16 protein-coding genes are annotated in these 16,851 nt (G+C 56.1%); 4 read left to right on the top strand and 12 right to left on the bottom strand.

Features of this window, described 5'->3' with window-relative positions:
- Positions 1-24: 24 nt before the first annotated feature.
- From DVA44_RS16810 to mcbA, 4 genes are all read right to left on the bottom strand, one after another.
- Positions 25-291, bottom strand: a complete 267-nt coding sequence (locus DVA44_RS16810; RefSeq protein ID WP_039029401.1) for a DksA/TraR family C4-type zinc finger protein — start codon at positions 289-291, stop codon at positions 25-27.
- Positions 292-363: 72 nt separating this feature from the next.
- Entirely contained in the window at positions 364-1,041 is a 678-nt protein-coding gene (ybiX, locus tag DVA44_RS16805) for a PKHD-type hydroxylase YbiX (RefSeq protein ID WP_114387613.1), read from the bottom strand.
- An 82-nt stretch (positions 1,042-1,123) separates the two neighbouring features.
- Positions 1,124-3,409: a catecholate siderophore receptor Fiu gene (locus DVA44_RS16800; protein ID WP_114387612.1), complete on the bottom strand. Its 2,286-nt coding sequence runs from the start codon at positions 3,407-3,409 to the stop codon at positions 1,124-1,126.
- A 276-nt stretch (positions 3,410-3,685) separates the two neighbouring features.
- On the bottom strand, positions 3,686-3,946 hold the full coding sequence (gene mcbA, locus DVA44_RS16795) for a DUF1471 family periplasmic protein McbA (RefSeq protein ID WP_103178789.1): 261 nt from the start codon (positions 3,944-3,946) through the stop codon (positions 3,686-3,688).
- Between the two features lie 241 nt (positions 3,947-4,187).
- Between mcbA and rlmF the strand changes: the two genes are divergently transcribed.
- Positions 4,188-5,102, top strand: coding sequence for a 23S rRNA (adenine(1618)-N(6))-methyltransferase RlmF (rlmF, locus tag DVA44_RS16785; protein WP_168194493.1), 915 nt, complete (start codon positions 4,188-4,190; stop codon positions 5,100-5,102).
- Between the two features lie 34 nt (positions 5,103-5,136).
- On the opposite strand, the gene ybiO is transcribed toward rlmF, so the two are convergent.
- From ybiO to rhtA, 6 genes are all read right to left on the bottom strand, one after another.
- Positions 5,137-7,350, bottom strand: a complete 2,214-nt coding sequence (gene ybiO, locus DVA44_RS16780) for a mechanosensitive channel protein (RefSeq protein ID WP_114387611.1) — start codon at positions 7,348-7,350, stop codon at positions 5,137-5,139.
- A gap of 135 nt (positions 7,351-7,485) precedes the next feature.
- Positions 7,486-8,208: a glutamine ABC transporter ATP-binding protein GlnQ gene (gene glnQ / locus DVA44_RS16775; RefSeq protein ID WP_114387610.1), complete on the bottom strand. Its 723-nt coding sequence runs from the start codon at positions 8,206-8,208 to the stop codon at positions 7,486-7,488.
- Positions 8,205-8,864 (bottom strand): glutamine ABC transporter permease GlnP, encoded by a 660-nt coding sequence (gene glnP, locus DVA44_RS16770; RefSeq protein ID WP_103823501.1) that lies wholly within the window; start codon positions 8,862-8,864, stop codon positions 8,205-8,207. Before glnP ends, glnQ begins: the two co-directional genes overlap by 4 nt.
- A gap of 116 nt (positions 8,865-8,980) precedes the next feature.
- The gene (gene glnH / locus DVA44_RS16765) at positions 8,981-9,727 is read right to left on the bottom strand and encodes a glutamine ABC transporter substrate-binding protein GlnH (RefSeq protein ID WP_103178793.1); all 747 of its coding nucleotides are present in this window, start codon (positions 9,725-9,727) and stop codon (positions 8,981-8,983) included.
- A 360-nt stretch (positions 9,728-10,087) separates the two neighbouring features.
- Entirely contained in the window at positions 10,088-10,591 is a 504-nt protein-coding gene (gene dps / locus DVA44_RS16760; protein WP_103178794.1) for a DNA starvation/stationary phase protection protein Dps, read from the bottom strand.
- A gap of 279 nt (positions 10,592-10,870) precedes the next feature.
- Positions 10,871-11,758: a threonine/homoserine exporter RhtA gene (rhtA, locus tag DVA44_RS16755; RefSeq protein ID WP_114315557.1), complete on the bottom strand. Its 888-nt coding sequence runs from the start codon at positions 11,756-11,758 to the stop codon at positions 10,871-10,873.
- 354 nt (positions 11,759-12,112) lie between these two features.
- Here rhtA and ompX point away from each other — a divergent pair, with 354 nt between their 5' ends.
- Positions 12,113-12,631 (top strand): outer membrane protein OmpX, encoded by a 519-nt coding sequence (ompX, locus tag DVA44_RS16750; RefSeq protein WP_114315556.1) that lies wholly within the window; start codon positions 12,113-12,115, stop codon positions 12,629-12,631.
- Between the two features lie 422 nt (positions 12,632-13,053).
- Here the strand turns inward: ompX and DVA44_RS16740 are convergent, their stop codons facing one another.
- Positions 13,054-14,637 carry a phosphoethanolamine transferase gene (locus tag DVA44_RS16740; protein ID WP_114387608.1) on the bottom strand — a complete coding sequence of 528 codons (1,584 nt, stop codon included), beginning with the start codon at positions 14,635-14,637 and terminating at the stop codon, positions 13,054-13,056.
- Positions 14,638-14,916: 279 nt separating this feature from the next.
- On the bottom strand, positions 14,917-15,042 hold the full coding sequence (gene mntS, locus DVA44_RS16735; RefSeq protein WP_103178798.1) for a manganase accumulation protein MntS: 126 nt from the start codon (positions 15,040-15,042) through the stop codon (positions 14,917-14,919).
- 183 nt (positions 15,043-15,225) lie between these two features.
- Here mntS and mntR point away from each other — a divergent pair, with 183 nt between their 5' ends.
- Together mntR and DVA44_RS16725 are read left to right on the top strand one after the other, a co-directional pair.
- Positions 15,226-15,699, top strand: coding sequence for a manganese-binding transcriptional regulator MntR (mntR, locus tag DVA44_RS16730; RefSeq protein WP_103178799.1), 474 nt, complete (start codon positions 15,226-15,228; stop codon positions 15,697-15,699).
- Positions 15,696-16,805: an anion transporter gene (locus DVA44_RS16725; RefSeq protein ID WP_114387607.1), complete on the top strand. Its 1,110-nt coding sequence runs from the start codon at positions 15,696-15,698 to the stop codon at positions 16,803-16,805. The genes mntR and DVA44_RS16725 overlap by 4 nt, the downstream gene beginning before the upstream one ends.
- Positions 16,806-16,851 lie beyond the last annotated feature (46 nt).

Here is a 16,851-nt window from a genome sequence, read left to right as displayed (position 1 = left end):
GTGGTGATGTCGCCGTACGGCCAGTCATCGCAACTGGCTGTCTTTCGATCCTCTGCGATTATATCCTGCATGTGATGCGTTGTGTGAATCTTTCTCCTGCTGACAGGCGATGCACAGCCGCACGCCAGGCACCGCTTTACGCCGCGCTTCGGGGATCGGCTCTTCACACTCTTCGCAGAATTTCAGGCTTTCGCCTCGCGGAATTTCGCCCCGCGCCCGCGCCACCGCATCTTCAATGGTACTGTTGATCTGTTCGTTAACGGCGTCATCATTCGCCCAACCGGAAGCCATAAACCCCTCCTGACAGGTTATTGCGCTGTTCAGTAACTATGGGGCCAAAAAACGTACAATCAAGGCGAACGGCTAGATTTCAGACCATTCACGCAGCAGGTTGTGATAGAGATTCAACAGGGAGAGCACTTCGTCGCTTTCGCCGTGGCGGGCGCGAAGGGTCTGGATGTTGCGATCCAGCTCGAACAGCATGCCGCGCTTTTTATCGTCGCGGATCATCGACTGGATCCACATAAAGGAAGCTACCCGCACGCCGCGGGTGACCGGCGTGACGCAGTGCAGGCTGCTGGAGGGATAGAGCACCAGATCTCCCGCCGGGAGCTTGACGCTGTGCTGGCCGTAGGTGTCGTTCACCACCAGCTCGCCGCCCTCGTAGCTGTCGGGGGCGCTTAAAAAGAGGGTGGCAGAGAGATCGGTCCGCATCCAGCCGCTTTGTGGATGGCTGCGCACGGCGCCGTCAACGTGAAAACCGTAGGTCTCCTGCTGCTGGTAGCGGTTAAACAGCGGGCTTGAGATCTGGCGCGGCAGAGCAGCGGCAAAAAAGAGCGGGTGCTGATTCACCGCCTGCAATACCGCGGCCTGTAGCGTGGCATACAGCGGGCTTTGGGTGTCGACCTGCTGGTTGTTTTTAACCTGCGCGCCCTGGTTACCTACCGTAGCGCGCCCGTCGATCCAGGGGGCCTGGTCCAGTTGGGCGCAAAAGTGCGCTACCTCATCGGCGTTCAGCACGCCCGGAATGTGATACATCATAATGGTTCTCCGAAGCATGGAGCTGCAGCCCCACGCGCTAACAGAAGTGCACGGAAAGGTGGGGCCGAAGCCCCACGCGGGATCAGAAGTGCATGTTCGCCGTTAACATAAAGGTGCGTGGCTCGCCCGGATGGTAGCGGTAGCCGCTCTTGTTAATGGACGCGACATAGTCTTCATCAAACAGGTTGTAGACGTTGAGCTGCATGTCGAGGTTGCGGTTGACGCGATAGCCCAGTTTGGCATCCGCCACCCAATACCCTTCGGTAAACGATGGCGTACCCACCGCGCCGTCAGCGCCACGGTGCATGCTGCCAATATAGCGGGCGCCTGCGCCAACGGAGAGATCGTCCGTGGCCTGGTACTGGCTCCACAGGGTGAAGGCATGTTCCGGGGTATACGGCAGGGAAGAGGTGCCATCCTGCGCCACGTCATTGCCGGTGCGCACGCTGGCGCGCTGCTGGGTATAGCCGCCGATCACCTGCCAGGCCGGGGTGATGTTACCCGCTGCCGACAGCTCATAACCCTCGACGCGTTTTTTACCGTACTGGGAGTAAGTGCCGTCGTCGTTCTGCTCGACTTCGTTTTCGATGTCGGTGCGGAAGATCGCCGCGGTCAGCAGCAGACGCTTATCGAGCACTTGCCATTTGGTGCCCAGCTCGCTGGTTTTAGCCTTTTGCGGCTTAAAGTCGGTGCGGTTGGCGCTGCTGCCGGTTCCGCCCTGGGCCAGCGCGAAGTTATTGCCGCCCGGCGGCTGCTGGGAGATGGCGTAGTTCACATAGACGTTGCCGTATTCGTTCAGGTGATAAAGCGCCCCAGCCTTCCAGTTGACCAGGTTACCGGAGGTGGCGGTATCAACCGTCGTGACCGGGGAACCTTTCGGCGTGCCGGCCGGGCAGGCCACAGCCCCACGCCCCGTGCCGCCGCAGATGCTGGCGCTGTCATATTCGGTATGGTACGTGTCCAGACGAACCCCGCCGTTCAGCTCGAAATCACGGGTGACCTGCAACGTATCGAAGGCGTACAGACCGAAGGTATCGGTCCGGCCATTGGCGTTGGCGCCGCTGTTGTTCAGACCGCCGATATCGATATTGCTGTTCGGATGATAGATATTGACCGGCGGCGGGGTGAGGGCATCCACGCCGTAGTTGGTCTGGGTTTCGCGGGTGAACTCCACCCCGGTGCTGATGTCGTGCCCGACGCTGCCGGTATAAAATTTGGTGGTCAGGTTGGTCTGGTTGGTGAGGATCTTGTTGCTGACATCTTTGGTGTTGGCGTTGCGCGACCAGGTCCAGGTGTCCACGTTGTTGCGATCCGGCTGGGTGATATTGCTGGCCCCGCCCATCACGGCGGTCATCAGATAATCCTGCTTCACCCGCGACCAGCGCGTGGTGTTGCGCAGAGTGGTGTTGTCGTTAAAGTCATGCTCAAAGCGCATCGTGGCGGTGTCAGACGTAGAATCGTCGTAATCGGAATCGGTGCCGTAGAAGTTGCTGGTGTTCACCTTGCCGGAGTGATTCAGCGCCGCGGTGCCTGCCGATGGGGCAGAGTAGCCCGGCAGCCCGATCGTCGGAATGCCGCCATCCGGGGTGTTGTGCTGGGTGACATGCAGGTAGTTCAGGTAGAGGCGGTTTTCCGTTCCCAGCCCCAGGGCAAGGGAAGGGGCCACGCCGTAGCGCTCGTTTTTAACGTTATCGCGCCCTTCATCGTGAGTTTTTTCCCCCATCAGGTTCAGACGAAATGCCGAGGTATCGCCCATCACCTGGTTAATATCGAGGGTTCCACGGCGCATATAGGCGCTGCCAATGCTGGCAGAGGCATCAATACCGGAATCCAGACGCGGCTGTTTACTGATCATATTGATGGAGCCGCTCGGGGCGCTGCGTCCGTAATCGCTGCCGGACGGCCCTTTGATCACTTCCACCTGTTCGGTGTTGAAGGTGTCACGGGTGGTGGTGCTGATGTCGCGAATACCGTCAACGTAGATGCTGTTCGAGGTATCCACGCCGCGCATGTAGACTGCGTCGCCGGTGGTGGAGTTGCCGTTTTCACCGGCAAAGAAGGCGCCGACACCCGGGACGTTTTTCAGCGCGTCGGTCAGATTGGTGGTGCCCTGATCCTTCAGCACCTGCTCGGAGATCACCGTCATGGTACGAGTCGTGTCTGCCACCGGGCGGCTGAATTTGGCGTCGGCAGACTTCTGTGGGGCATAGAGCGAAGGCTGGGCGGCCTCTACCACCAGGGTATCGTCAGGTTTGTTATCCGTGCTGTCTGCGGCAAGAGCTGTCGCCACCGGGGAAAGACCGATACACAGACCCGCAAAAAAGGTCAGCGAGTTAAAGCTGTTCGGAACGTTGCGATTTTTATCCATATTGTTTAGCGACTTATAATTTTTAGTATTGAGTTTCCATTACGTTGTCAGGCAGGTCTGCGCCTTATCCTGTGCCACGTGATATCCGTAATGAGCCTACAAATGATAATTATTTTGATAAACATTATCATTTGGCGTGACTTTTTATCACTCTCGTCAACAAAATGAAATACGTAAATTTACATTGCCTGCTAAAAAACTTCACAAAGTGGATTTTGGGCAAAAAATAACTGCACCCCGGGGGATGCAGTTGCAGTTGCAGTGCAGGGCGGGGGATTACTTGTAAATCGTGGCGGTACCGAACATGGTGTTATCGCCGCTGGCAGAATTCACCACATAGCCTTTAGCACCTTGTTCACGCGCTTTTTCAGCCAGTTTGTCCTGCAGATCGTCAAGGTCTCTTGCGCCAGAAGCCTGCACGGTTCCGGCTGGTCTCAGTTGACCGGTATCGCCATTGCTGAGTGATTCGATTGACCATGCAGCAAACGACGCACCTGCCAGTGAAGCGGCAGCGAGCATTACCAGGTATTTTTTCATAATCACTTCCTCTGATTGACAACGGGTGATGCACACTAAGTGTAGAACGGGGCAGAGTGTGATTTAGGGCAAAAAATTGATGATGATCTGCTTATTTTTTGAACGACATTTTTTGACAATTACATGACAAATCAGCGACATACAGGTGACTGATTTCTGGTGTTTTATTCTGCGGCGCAGAGAAATATTTACCGTTGCGCCCGCAACGGGTATCTTACGCCGCTGTTTACAGGAGAACGCCATGACATCCCAGAAGCCGGGGTTGCATCCTCGCAACCGCCACCGTAGCCGTTACGACATGAATGCCTTATGCGAGAGCTGTCCGGCGCTGCGCGAATTTATCACCCAGACGCCTACAGGCGAGCCAACGGTGAACTTCGCCGATCCACAGGCGGTGAAGACGCTGAATAAAGCGCTGCTGATGCATTTCTACGGGGTAACGCAGTGGGATATTCCGGACGGCTATCTCTGCCCACCGGTGCCGGGGCGTGCCGACTATATTCACCATCTCGCCGATCTGCTGGCGGAGGGTAACAATGGCGTCGTTCCCGCAGAGGCAACCCTCCTGGATATTGGCACCGGCTCGAACCTCATTTATCCGCTGATTGGTGTGCATGAATATGGCTGGCGCTTTACCGGCAGCGAAGTGGACCCGCAGGCGTTTGCCAACGCCACGGCCATCATTAACGGTAACCCCGGCATGAGCCGCGCCATCCGTCTGCGGCGTCAGAAAGAGGCCTCGGCGATCTTCACGGGTATCATCCATAAAAACGAACAGTACGACGCCACCCTGTGCAATCCGCCGTTCCATGATTCCGCTGAATCCGCCCGGGCGGGCAGCGAGCGTAAGCGTCGCAACCTCGGCCAGGCGGCCGATGCCGCGCTGAACTTCGGCGGCCAGCAGCAGGAGCTGTGGTGCGAAGGCGGCGAAGTGGCCTTTATCACGAAGATGATCGCCGAAAGCGCCCAGTTTGCCCGTCAGGTGAAGTGGTTTACCACCCTGGTCTCCCGCAGCGAAAACCTGCCGCCCCTCTACCGCGCCCTGACCGACGTCGGTGCGGTGAAAGTGGTGAAAAAAGAGATGGCCCAGGGACAGAAGCAGAGCCGCTTTATCGCCTGGACCTTTATGGACAACGCCAAACGCCGCCAGCGTTAACCGCTTCTCCCCGGTGGCGCTGCGCTTACCGGGGCTACAGGGTGGGCTCCTGCGGTGCCGGTGGTGTCGGGCCCGGCGACGGCAACAGCTGATACATCTGTACCGGCATCCGCACGTTCGCCAGGTCAAAGTGCTTTTTCACCATGCTGTCGAGGGCGAAACGCACCGTCCACTGTTTCAGCGGCTGGGTGGTGAACGACACGCGCAGAGTAAAGGCGGTGCTGGTCAGGCCGACAATCCCGGCAAACGACGGCTCGCCGATAATCAGCCCGCGAATATCATCTCTTTCCAGCAGCTCATCCACTGCCGCTTTCAGCGCATCTTTCGCTTTTTCGGCATCTTCATGCCTGTCCACGTCATAGTTCGCCACCACCGACCCGATGCCGCGGACAAAGTTGGCAAAGGTAGTGATCGATGACCACGGAATGATGTGATACGCCCCGGTATCCTGCCGCACCCCCACCGAACGAATCGACATCCGCTCCACCGTGCCGGTCAGCGGCCCGATGGTCACCAGATCCCCGGTATTCATCCCGTTTTCAAACTGAATAAAGATCCCGGTGATGATGTCCTTCACCAGCGTCTGGGAACCAAAAGAGATCGCCAGCCCCAGCGCCCCGGCCCCTGCCAGCAGCGGAGCGATGTTGACGCCAATTTCCGAGAGCACAATCATGATGGTAATGGTGCTGATGACCACCGCCAGCGCGTTACGAAACAGCGTCAGCAGCGTTCGGGCGCGGGCGCTGGGCAGTGGACGGCCATGAATATCTGACGCCAGCCGGTTTTCGATCAGGCTCGCCAGGATTGTCCAGCCGATAGCCGAGAAGAAGAGGATCAGCGCGATACGGATCAGAATATCGACCGTCTTTTCCCCTGCGCCGTTGTGCAGCCAGTTCCAGAAATCGAACAGCCCCCAGGCGCTGAGCAGCAGCATAATGGCCACGCAGACCGTCAGGAACCGCGCCACCTTCAGCGACACGGAGATCCAGCCGTTGAGCCGTTTTTGCAGCTCCGGGTAGCTGCGCTGCACGTGCGGTGAGAGGGTGATGGTTTTAGCCAGCCAGCGGGAGAGCAGCCCCGACACAAAGGCGGCAATGCCGACGATGGCCAGGCTGCGGAAGGTCGCCCCCATCATAAACTTGAGGCTGTTGCCCGGATCGAAGAGGGAGAAGAAGCAGAGCACAATAAAATAGGCGCTCGCCAGCCAGTGCCACACGAGGGCAAAAGCGCGAATAAACAGGCTGAAGAAGGCCAGCGAACGGTCGGCAAGGTGGAGAAGCCCCTCGGTAATGGCGCGCTTGTTATGAAAGATCAGGTACAGCGCCCAGACGGTAATACAGAGCATGATCAGCACATTGGCCAGAGCGCCAATCTGCACGTTGACCTGATTGGAGATAATCGGTACCGCCACCAGCAGGCCATAGCCGATAAGGCCGCTCAGAATACTCAGGCGTAGCGACCAGTACTGCGCGGCGCTGTCGTTAATGGCGAAAGGTCGTAGATCGGGCACGCGTGGGCAAAATATCAACCGCAGGATCGCTTTGAAGAATTCAATCAGCGCGAAGGCATTGAGGAACAGCGCCTGCTGGAAGGCAATGGTCGGGTTGCCAGTGTTGAGGTACTCGCGCAGCATCTGGCCAATAAACAGGGTTAGCGCCAGCAGCAGCAGATCGATAATAAAGGCCGCGGCGATGGTCAGCGGCAGATGGACCCAGCTGCTGGTTTCGCGGTTCTTTTTGCGCCCCCAGCTCCCCATTTTGCGGTACAACGGCCAGGCGCAGAGCCTCACCATCCAGTAAAAGGCAAAGACCAGTCCGGCCAGGATCAGAAACTGCTGCGCGGCGGCGGTAAAGGTTTGCGGGTTAAAGGCCTTATGCGGGGAGCCGATCAGGTTGCGGTAGAGCTGGGCGAAACGGGAGGCGAGGGCATCGCCATAGTGACGGCTGATATCAGTGACGTTCTCCAGCACCGTTTTCTCTTCGGTGATCTCCGGCGGGGTTATTTTAGGCACCGGTGTCTCAGGCGGTGTGGCAGCCACGCTGCGCAGCTGATCGATAAGCTCCTTGCGCGAGGCGTCATTTTCCAGCACATCTGCCAGCGCCGAGTAGGCCGCCTTTTTCTGCTCAACGTCCGGCTCCGGTGGCGGCGTGCTCTGCTCGCTGGCGGCGGCGGCGGGAATGCCCGGCAGGCTGACGGCCTGGGCAGGCAGACAAAACAGGCTTATCAGGAGCAGCAAAATCCACGGCACGATGTCCTCCGGTGACAAAATTGTGCAAAGTGATAAGTATAGAAGGCGGGCGGAAGCGGGGGGTTTTTGGGAGAATTCCGGCAATAAAAAAGCCGGGTGGCGGCTACGCCTACCCGGCTTACAAAAGGCAAAAACTTACGAAACGTGCTGCAAAAACTCCTGCAAACGCTGGCTCGGTGGGTTTTCAATCAACGTCTGCGGATTACCATCTTCGGCAATACGGCCTTTGTCGATGAAAATCAGGCGTGAGGCCACTTTCTCGGCAAAGCCGATTTCGTGGGTCACGATCACCATGGTCATCCCTTCTTCCGCCAGGTCCTGCATAACCTTCAGCACTTCGTGGCGCAGTTCCGGGTCGAGGGCCGAGGTTGGCTCATCGAAGAGCATCATCTTTGGTTTCACCGCCAGCGCACGGGCGATGGCCACGCGCTGCTGCTGACCGCCGGAGAGCTCGGACGGGTAGTGATGCCCGCGCTCCGCCAGCCCCACTTTCGCCAGCAGCTCTTTTGCAAGCCGCTCGGCTGCCGCTTTGTCGGCACCGCGCACGCGCAGGGGGCCAAACATCACGTTTTCCAGCGCCGTCAGGTGCGGGAAGAGATAAAACTGCTGGAACACCATGCCCGCTTCCTGGCGGATCAGGCGTTCGTCCACTTTCGGGTCGTTGACCTTAAGGCCATCGACAATCAGATCGCCGCTGGTGATCTTTTCCAGTTTGTTGATGCAGCGCAGCAGGGTCGATTTACCGGAGCCGGACGGCCCGATAATGACCACCACTTCGCCGGTCTGAATAGTCAGGTCGATGTTGTGCAGCACCTGGGTCTGACCAAAGTGCTTGGAGACGTTTTTAAATTCAATCACAGGATTTTCATCCTTTTTTCAAGACGACGCAGCACGAAGCTCAGCGCCAGCGTAATAATCAGATAGACCACGGCCACGGCGCTCCAGATCTCCAGCGCACGGAAGTTACCGGCAATGATCTCCTGGCCCTGACGGGTCAGTTCAGCCACGCCGATAACAATGAACAGCGAAGTGTCTTTAATGCTGATGATCCACTGGTTACCCAGCGGTGGCAGCATACGGCGTAGCGCCAGCGGCAGGATCACGTGGCGGATGGTTTCGCGACGGGAGAGACCCAGCGCCAGACCAGCCTCGCTGAAGCCTTTATGGATCGACAGTACCGCACCGCGGGTGATCTCGGCGATATAGGCACCGGAGTTGATCATGATGGTGACCACCGCCGCGCTGAACGGGTCAATGCGCAGGTCGGTAAAGGCCATCGGCAGGGCGAAGTAGATAAACATCACCTGCACCACAATCGGCGTGCCGCGGATCACTTCGATGAAAACCAGCGCTACGTGGTTGGCTATCCAGCCGCCGTAGGTGCGGGCAAAACCGGCGACAAGGCCGATAATCAACCCGCCAACCAGACCGAGGACCGAAATCCACAGGGTCATTTTGGCGCCTTCAAGCAAAAGAGGAATGGCGGGCCAGATGGCGCTCCAGTCAAACTGCATGATGAGTTCCTGTATACCGTGGTGAAAACAAACAGTCAGCGACAATGTGCGTGACTAAAATTGCAGGCCCGGTGAGCGCGCGCCACCGGGCCTGACAGAGCCTGGATCAGGCTGAATTATTTAGGTTCAGTACCGAACCATTTTTTATAGATTTCGTTGTAAGTGCCGTTCTCGCGCAGGGTTTTCAGTGCGCCGTTCACTTTAGTACGCAGCTCGTCGCTGCCTTTCGGGAAGGCGATACCGTATTCCTGTGCTTCCAGGGAATCACCTACCGCTTTGAACTTGCCATTGCCTGCGGTTTTGATGAAGTAAAGGATGTTTGGCGTGTCGTGCAGCACGGCGTCAGCACGGTTGGTGCCGAGTTCCATGTAGGCGTTGTCGATGTTCGGGAACTGGCGCAGATCTTTCGATTTGATGTTGGCCTTAGCGTAATCAACAGAACCGGTGCCGCTCTTCACCGCAACCACTTTGCCGTCGAGATCTTTCACGCTTTTAACGTCGTTGTTATCCGCTTTCACCATCACCAGCAGGCCGCTTTTGTAGTAGCCGTCAGAGAAGTCGATCGCTTTTTTACGTGCGTCAGTAATGGTGATACCGGCCAGCGCCAGGTCAACGTTTTTGGTTTGCAGTGCCGGCACAATGCCGCTGAAGTCCATAGGCTTCAGGGTGTAGTCAAGCTTCAGTTCTTTCGCGATAGCCGCCCACAGATCCACGTCAAAACCAACGTACTGGTCGCCCTGTTTAAATTCGAACGGTACGAAGGCGGTGTCGGTGGCAACAATCAGTTTCTTATCAGCAGCCTGAGAAGAGACCGCAAAAGCCAGGGTAAGTGCAGCCAGTGAAACTTTTAATACAGACTTCATAGCATTTCCTTTTATATCCACGGGGCGATCCCCTGCGAGAACGAACGTTCTATGAAAAAATCGTGCCAACTTTACAACGTGTTGTTTTTGCAAGGCCAGGACGGATTTCATTGCACAAAAAAGGTCACAATGGCGGTCAGTTGCACCATAACGAAGCACTGTTTTGGTGCAGTGAAACGCCATCACTAACGGTTATGCTATTTAGCGCAAATATTGATGAGAAAACAATCTTTCATTAACGATTGTGTGAGGTGATTATTACAAATGCTTTACGTTTGGCGGGGGAGAGGAGAAATGACTGCACCATGAAAGTGCAAAACCCCCGCCATAAGCGAGGGTGTGATAGCAAAATGCTATGGATTACTCGATGTTAGACTCGATGAACCACAGGAACTGATCCAGGTCGCGGGATGCCGCGGTCAGGATATCTGCCGTGTCTTCGTCTTTAACTTCGCCAATCGCTTTACGCACGTCGTTGGCGACAACAGCATAACGATCCGCCAGCTCTTTCAGGTGGTCCTGAACGCTGTGGATATCCAGCGGGTAGCTCTTCAGCGGGGTTTTGCTGTTGATCACCTGGGTTGTACCCAGCGCCACGCCGCCCAGCTGCACGGCACGTTCAGCCATGGTATCCAGGTGAGTAGTCAGTGCAGTGCGGAAGCCATCCAGCATCTCATGCACAGCAATAAAGTTGGCACCGCGCATATTCCAGTGAGCCTGTTTAGTAATCAGGGACAGGTCAATGAACTGGATCACCTGGCGATTCAGCAGCTCAATCGTCGCTTTCTTATCGCTGTCTGACACATCGTTACGGGTATACAGCAGATTAGGTGCTTTTGTTTTTACCAGTTTAGCGGTAGGCATAATCTCATTTCCTCTTGATGTTGGCGTCCAAAGTTATTTCGGAATTAAGTATAGCACCGGCTATAGATAGCGCGACCGGGTCCTGCCTATCGGTTTAATAGTAAAAGGTTGGTTGTGATATATAAGTGCTTGAAAATAAATGGATACTTATATCGGTGGGTAAATTAATCTTATTTTTGAAGGACTTGGAAGGAGGGGCGGAAAATATTTCAAAATAATGACGCTAATGCGAATGGGAATATTTTGCCGGGGAACCGCTCCCCGGCAAAATAACGCCCGCTAGCGAATATCCACCTCTTCGACTTTACTCTCCCGGCGCAGGGTGAGGGTCGAACCCATCGAGGCGGCAATGATCGAGCAGAGCGCCAGTGTCTGGGTGAAGGTCAGGGTTTCGCCGAGGAATATCATTCCGGATATCGCCGCCAGCGCCGGTTCCATACTCATCAGGGTACCGAAAATGCGCGTCGGGAGACGCGTGAGGGCAATCATCTCAAGCGAGTAGGGGAGCGCGGTGGAGAGCACCGCCACCGCCAGCCCCACCGGCAGGATTGACCACTGCCAGATCGATTCTGTGGCTTGGGCCATCCCCAGAGGAACGAAAACTATGGCGGCGATAAGCGACCCGAGGGCGACCGTGGCGGGGCCGTGCTCTTCGCCGGCGCGCTGTCCGGTCAGAATATAGATGGCCCAGCAGGCACCTGCCCCCAGCGCCAGCGCTGCGCCGGTGAGATCAACGTGCGAGACGTCCTGGCCCAGCGGCAGAAGAAACCATAGCCCGAGCACCGCCAGCACCACCCAGATAAAGTCCACCGGACGTCGGGAGGAGAAGAGGGCTACCGCCAGCGGGCCGGTGAACTCCAGCGCCACGGCGATCCCCAGCGGCACCGTCTGAATCGACAGGTAAAAGAGGTAGTTCATCGCCCCCAGCGACAGTCCGTAAAAGAGCAGGGGCAGGCGCTGCTCCTTCTGAAAGCGCAACCGCCAGGGTTTAAAAATCACAACCAGGATCAGGGTGCCGAGCGCAATACGCAGCGCCGTCACGCCAGGGGCACCCACCACCGGAAAGAGCGATTTTGCCAGCGAAGCGCCGCTCTGAATGGAGAGCATGGCAATAAGAATGACGATTACGGGCAACCAGACCGGCGCCCTGCGAGACAACCCAGGCATCCTTTCTCCTGTCAGTTTGTGTCAAAGGAAGTAAAGAGGAGGAGTGTAAAGGAAATAACGCCGGGCGGTTGAGACTTTGTTGAAAAAAAGTCGTCACAAATCCGTAAAATGGCCTCATACGGCAGAATGATTTCTGTAACAGATTAGGAATCATCTGGATGAATGTATTGTGACTGACGCGCACTATTAGCGTTATGAAACACAAATGTGGTGTTTTTTGAACAAGATAGCTGCTGGTAGAAATGTTTAGTTACATGAAAACCCGCGTTAGACATCACGAATCACAAAGAGTTCACAAGTTTTTTTGATATATTTAAAACTTACGGATTTACTTGAAGCACATTTGAGGTGGTTATGAAAAAAATTGCATGTCTTTCAGCACTGGCGGCCGTTCTGGCTGTTTCCGCAGGTTCCGCAATGGCAGATACGTCCACCGTTACTGGCGGTTACGCTCAGAGCGATATGCAGGGCGTAATGAACAAAACCAACGGTTTCAACCTGAAATATCGCTACGAGCAGGATAACAACCCACTGGGTGTTATCGGTTCCTTCACCTACACCGAGAAAGACCGTTCTGAAGACGGCGCGTACAACAAAGGTCAGTACTACGGCATCACCGCTGGCCCGGCTTACCGCCTGAACGACTGGGCAAGCATCTACGGTGTTGTGGGTGTTGGCTACGGTAAATTCCAGCAGACTGAAAACCAGGGTTTCAACCGCACTGCAAGCAACAGCGACTACGGTTTCTCCTATGGCGCAGGTATGCAGTTCAACCCAGTTGAAAACGTTGCGCTGGACTTCTCCTATGAGCAGAGCCGCATCCGTAACGTTGACGTTGGCACCTGGATCGCGGGCGTAGGTTACCGCTTCTAATCACTTCGGTGAGCCAATATAAAAACCCGCTTCGGCGGGTTTTTTTGTTTTTCTCCCCATCATGTTGGATAGAGGAGGGGATGAGGAGAATATGCGGCTCGGAGGTTTGTTCCGTTCACTTCATGTTCTGTGCTTCTCTTCCAGCAGCGTCACCTGTGAACGTGTTAAGGGGGCTACCGCCGCCCCCTTAACAATCCCGGCTCCCGGCAAAGAAAATCGCCGCGTTGCGGTACCCTCAGCTTATGCCCTCCGGCTATCGGGTCGGGCGTGATCCTACATCCCTGTAGGTCACGCCCTCTCGGCGCATCCCTGCGCCTCGCCCCGGCCTACGGTCAACGCTTCGGCGATTTTCAGCCGGACCAGGGAGCCGCTGTAAGACGTTTATTGTTCTGTAATTATGTTATTGCTGCGACAGAAAAAATTTACCGGCTTTTCGTCTCAAACAGATCCGTCCCCAGATGGTTGTAATCCACTTTCTGTAATTTAAAGTTGGTCACATACACTGGCGGCGCTTTATCGTTCGACAGGAAGCGGTACTTATTCGCGATCTCTTTGGCCCTGATCCCCGTCCACTGCGAGAAGAAACTTAAGAAATCATTCGCCGAGCGGCGCGCTTTGATGATGCGATGGGCTTTGTCATCGCTCGACAGCACCATAAACGGCACCTGGAAGTTCTGCTGATAAGCGTCGTCGTGCGCCAGGTACTGCACCTCTTTTCCGCGCTCTTTGAACGCCAGCCCGTGATCGGAAAAATAGACCATCGAGAAACTCTCGCCGGTGTTTTGCAGCTGAGCATAGAGCTTGCTGAGCAGGTCATCGGTCTGGGTCATGGTATAGAGATAGCACGACGTCTCTTTCGACTGCACGAACTCGGTATATTTCCCCTGAGTGCGATCGCAGGCCTGCGGATGGGAACCCATCAGGTGCAGAACAATCAGCTGCGGCTGGGTGCGATGGCTACTGAAGACCTGTTCGGTCATCTTCAGTAACGCCTCATCCCGGGTATTTTTATCCGCCTCGAAATCACCGCTTTTCAGGAAATGCACTTCGTCAGCCCGTTTGGCAATGCTGGCGATGGCGGTATCGTATTCCCCGATCTGCCCCTGGTTGGAGAACCACCAGCTCTGGAAGCCCGCGCGGTTGGCGAGGGTCACAAAGTTATCCTGATACTGCGGCTTATTGTCCACGACCCGGTTAAGCGTCAGCCCCAGCGACTTCTGGGTAGAACCGCTGGCGGCAATGTAATCGGTAAACAGGGTGCCGTTGACCTTGCTGGCGAACGGGGTGTTATTCCAGTGGCCGCCAAAGGCGCCCAGCGCATCGCGGCGGGCGCTTTCACCGATCACCACCATATAGATGTGATACTTCGGTTTTACCCCCAGCACGTTCCAGGTGTCCTTCATCTGCGACAGTTCGGCCATCCGGGCCTGCTCTTCAACCACTTCCTGGTTGTTCACCACTACATCTTTGACGAAGCGAAACACCGGATAGCCGGTATCTTTCAGTTTAAAGACGCCGCCCCAGGCCAGGTTCTGCACCGGGGCGACGAAAAAGGCCACCACGCTGAAGACCAGACACAGGCTGTCGATTTTGCTCCACGCGTTTCTGGGTTGCGGCTTACGGCGCACGGCAATCACGCCGAGCGCAAAGATAAACAGGGCGACGATATAGCTGTACCACGGGAAGATGGTGAGGATCTCCGTCGACTCTTCCATATTGGTGGAGTGCATCGCCAGCAGGGTATTAAAGTTTGGCGCGCCGTAGGCCTGACCAAAAGGGAAATACATGGCCGCCACCAGCGAGCAGATCCCAACCACCCCTTTCTGCAATCGCGGCGCGCTGAGCCACAACAGATGCAGGATACAGGTGAAGGCAACGGCGTACAGCAGGCTGAATTCGTAGCCCAGGGCAAAGTTAATCAGCAGCGACTGTAAAAAATAGAATCCGGTCCACGGGCTTAAGGCCCGGCTGCGGGTAATGAGCGTCTCTTTCAGGGTTAAATTCATAGGTCACTATCGCGAAAACGCCATGTGCTCACCCTGGCGCCAAGGGTCAAAACCTGCCTGAGAATGCGTAGAAGGGGGATTGAGGTCCGCATCTGCGAGCCGCAAAAAGTGCAGGGCTGCAAGAAGATAGAGCCAGTAAGGTATAACGTCAACAGATATAAAAGGGGGGTTTTGCGAAGAGGGCTGCATTTCCGTAAAAAAGATCGGGGAATAGCCGTCCGCGAGGGAGTATAGCGATGATAAATGACAAAAAAATGAAGCGGCGTACCGCGACGCCGCTTAGTGGGAAGGTTTGTTCTGCTCTGGCTTGCCGTTGATGATGTCGCAAATCATATTCAGCAGCATTAAGCGTACCTTAAAGGGAGAGTGGCTAAACACGCGCATACACCTCTTGAATTCGTTCATATGACCTCCTGCGGGTTGATCCCTTCGATCCTTGAAGGGTGACTGCATTACATACAGATATAGCACAGGCTATGTTGTATAGCTATGGCTATTACGTTAATTTTTTGTGCTTGTGTAGCGATGGTTTACAATGGCCGCTTATGCATTGATACGCTTGATGTGTCACCGGATTGAGGAAGCACAATGAATCGCCGTGCAGGTAAACCAACAACAAAAAAAATGACGCAACTGGTCAATGTCGAAGAGCATGTCGAAGGCTTTCGCCAGGTTCGCGAAGCGCATCGCCGCGAGCTGATTGATGATTATGTCGAGCTGATCTCGGATCTGATCCGCGAAGTAGGGGAGGCCCGTCAGGTAGATATGGCGGCGCGTCTTGGCGTCTCCCAGCCGACGGTGGCAAAAATGCTCAAGCGTCTGGCCACGGTGGGCCTGATCGAAATGATCCCCTGGCGCGGCGTCTTTCTCACCCCGGAAGGGGAAAAGCTGGCACAGGCGAGCCGCGAGCGCCATCAGATTGTCGAAAACTTCCTGTTGGTACTGGGCGTCAGCCCTGAGATTGCCCGCCGGGATGCCGAGGGAATGGAACACCACGTCAGCGAAGAGACGTTGCAGCAGTTCCTGGCCTTTACGCTGAAGCACGGATCCGCCGCAGAATGACCCTTCCAGGCCTGCGGGCGCTGGCCCGCGATCGTTTCTTTCATCTGTTGCTGGTGGTCGGGATTGGGCTCAGTTTTCTGGTTCCCTTCGCACCTGAGCGCTGGCCTGCTGCCATCGACTGGCACACCATTATTACCCTCGCCGGGCTGATGATGCTCACCAAAGGGGTCGAGCAGAGCGGCTTTTTCGACGTGCTCGGGCGCAAGATGGTGCGCCGTTTCGCTACCGAGCGGCGCCTGGCGCTGTTTATGGTCTTCTCGGCCGCGCTGCTCTCCACCTTCCTGACCAATGATGTGGCGCTGTTTATCGTGGTGCCGCTGACGCTCACGCTGCGCAAGCTGTGCGAGATCCCGGTCAACCGGATGATCATCTTCGAGGCGCTGGCGGTTAACGCCGGATCGCTGTTGACCCCGATTGGTAACCCGCAAAACATCCTGCTGTGGGGGCGCTCCGGACTGTCGTTCGCCGCCTTTACCTGGCAGATGGCGCCGCTGGCGCTGGTGATGATGTTAACCCTGGCGCTGCTGTGCTGGATTGCTTTCCCGGCAACGCCGCTGCGCTATCACAGTGGCAGCGCCATCGCCCAGGCGAAACCGCGGCTGGCGTGGAGTTGTCTGGCGTTCTATCTGGTCTTTCTGGTGGCTCTCGATCTGAAACAGGAGCTATGGGGCGTGCTGCTGGTGGCGGGGGGCTTCCTGCTGCTGGCGCGTCGGGTGCTGATAAGCGTCGACTGGACGCTGCTGCTGGTGTTTATGGCGATGTTTATCGATGTGCACCTGCTGATTCAGGTGCCGGCGTTGCAGGGCATGCTGCAGAATGTCACCCATCTGTCGCAGCCGGGGCTGTGGCTCACCGCCATCGGGCTGTCGCAGTTTATCAGCAACGTACCCTCGACCATTCTGCTGCTGAACTATGTGCCGCCGACGGCGCTACTGGCCTGGGCGGTGAATGTCGGGGGCTTCGGTTTGCTGCCAGGATCCCTCGCAAACCTCATCGCGCTGCGGATGGCAAACGATCGTCGTATCTGGTGGCGCTTCCATCTCTGGTCGCTGCCGATGCTGGTCTGGGCCGGGTTTGTCGGTTTCGGATTATTCCTTCTCATATAGTGCCCTATTTGTCAGTTTTTCCTGGCAAATGTATAGCAACGTCCTA

This window comes from Leclercia sp. W17 (genome assembly GCF_003336325.1).
In the GTDB taxonomy this organism is placed as follows: Bacteria; Pseudomonadota; Gammaproteobacteria; order Enterobacterales; family Enterobacteriaceae; genus Enterobacter.
The sequence above is the reverse complement of the archived record's forward strand: the minus strand, read 5'-3'. Positions and strand labels throughout refer to the sequence as shown.

Excerpts from the sequence above, each read along its gene's own strand:
- DVA44_RS16810 (WP_039029401.1), bottom strand. The coding sequence starts at position 291 with ATGGCTTCCGGTTGGGCGAATGATGACGCCGTTAACGAACAGATCAAC.
- ybiX (WP_114387613.1), bottom strand. The coding sequence starts at position 1,041 with ATGATGTATCACATTCCGGGCGTGCTGAACGCCGATGAGGTAGCGCAC.
- DVA44_RS16800 (WP_114387612.1), bottom strand. The coding sequence starts at position 3,409 with ATGGATAAAAATCGCAACGTTCCGAACAGCTTTAACTCGCTGACCTTT.
- mcbA (WP_103178789.1), bottom strand. The coding sequence starts at position 3,946 with ATGAAAAAATACCTGGTAATGCTCGCTGCCGCTTCACTGGCAGGTGCG.
- rlmF (WP_168194493.1), top strand. The coding sequence starts at position 4,188 with ATGACATCCCAGAAGCCGGGGTTGCATCCTCGCAACCGCCACCGTAGC.
- glnP (WP_103823501.1), bottom strand. The coding sequence starts at position 8,864 with ATGCAGTTTGACTGGAGCGCCATCTGGCCCGCCATTCCTCTTTTGCTT.
- glnH (WP_103178793.1), bottom strand. The coding sequence starts at position 9,727 with ATGAAGTCTGTATTAAAAGTTTCACTGGCTGCACTTACCCTGGCTTTT.
- dps (WP_103178794.1), bottom strand. The coding sequence starts at position 10,591 with ATGCCTACCGCTAAACTGGTAAAAACAAAAGCACCTAATCTGCTGTAT.
- rhtA (WP_114315557.1), bottom strand. The coding sequence starts at position 11,758 with ATGCCTGGGTTGTCTCGCAGGGCGCCGGTCTGGTTGCCCGTAATCGTC.
- ompX (WP_114315556.1), top strand. The coding sequence starts at position 12,113 with ATGAAAAAAATTGCATGTCTTTCAGCACTGGCGGCCGTTCTGGCTGTT.
- DVA44_RS16740 (WP_114387608.1), bottom strand. The coding sequence starts at position 14,637 with ATGAATTTAACCCTGAAAGAGACGCTCATTACCCGCAGCCGGGCCTTA.
- mntS (WP_103178798.1), bottom strand. The coding sequence starts at position 15,042 with ATGAACGAATTCAAGAGGTGTATGCGCGTGTTTAGCCACTCTCCCTTT.
- mntR (WP_103178799.1), top strand. The coding sequence starts at position 15,226 with ATGAATCGCCGTGCAGGTAAACCAACAACAAAAAAAATGACGCAACTG.
- DVA44_RS16725 (WP_114387607.1), top strand. The coding sequence starts at position 15,696 with ATGACCCTTCCAGGCCTGCGGGCGCTGGCCCGCGATCGTTTCTTTCAT.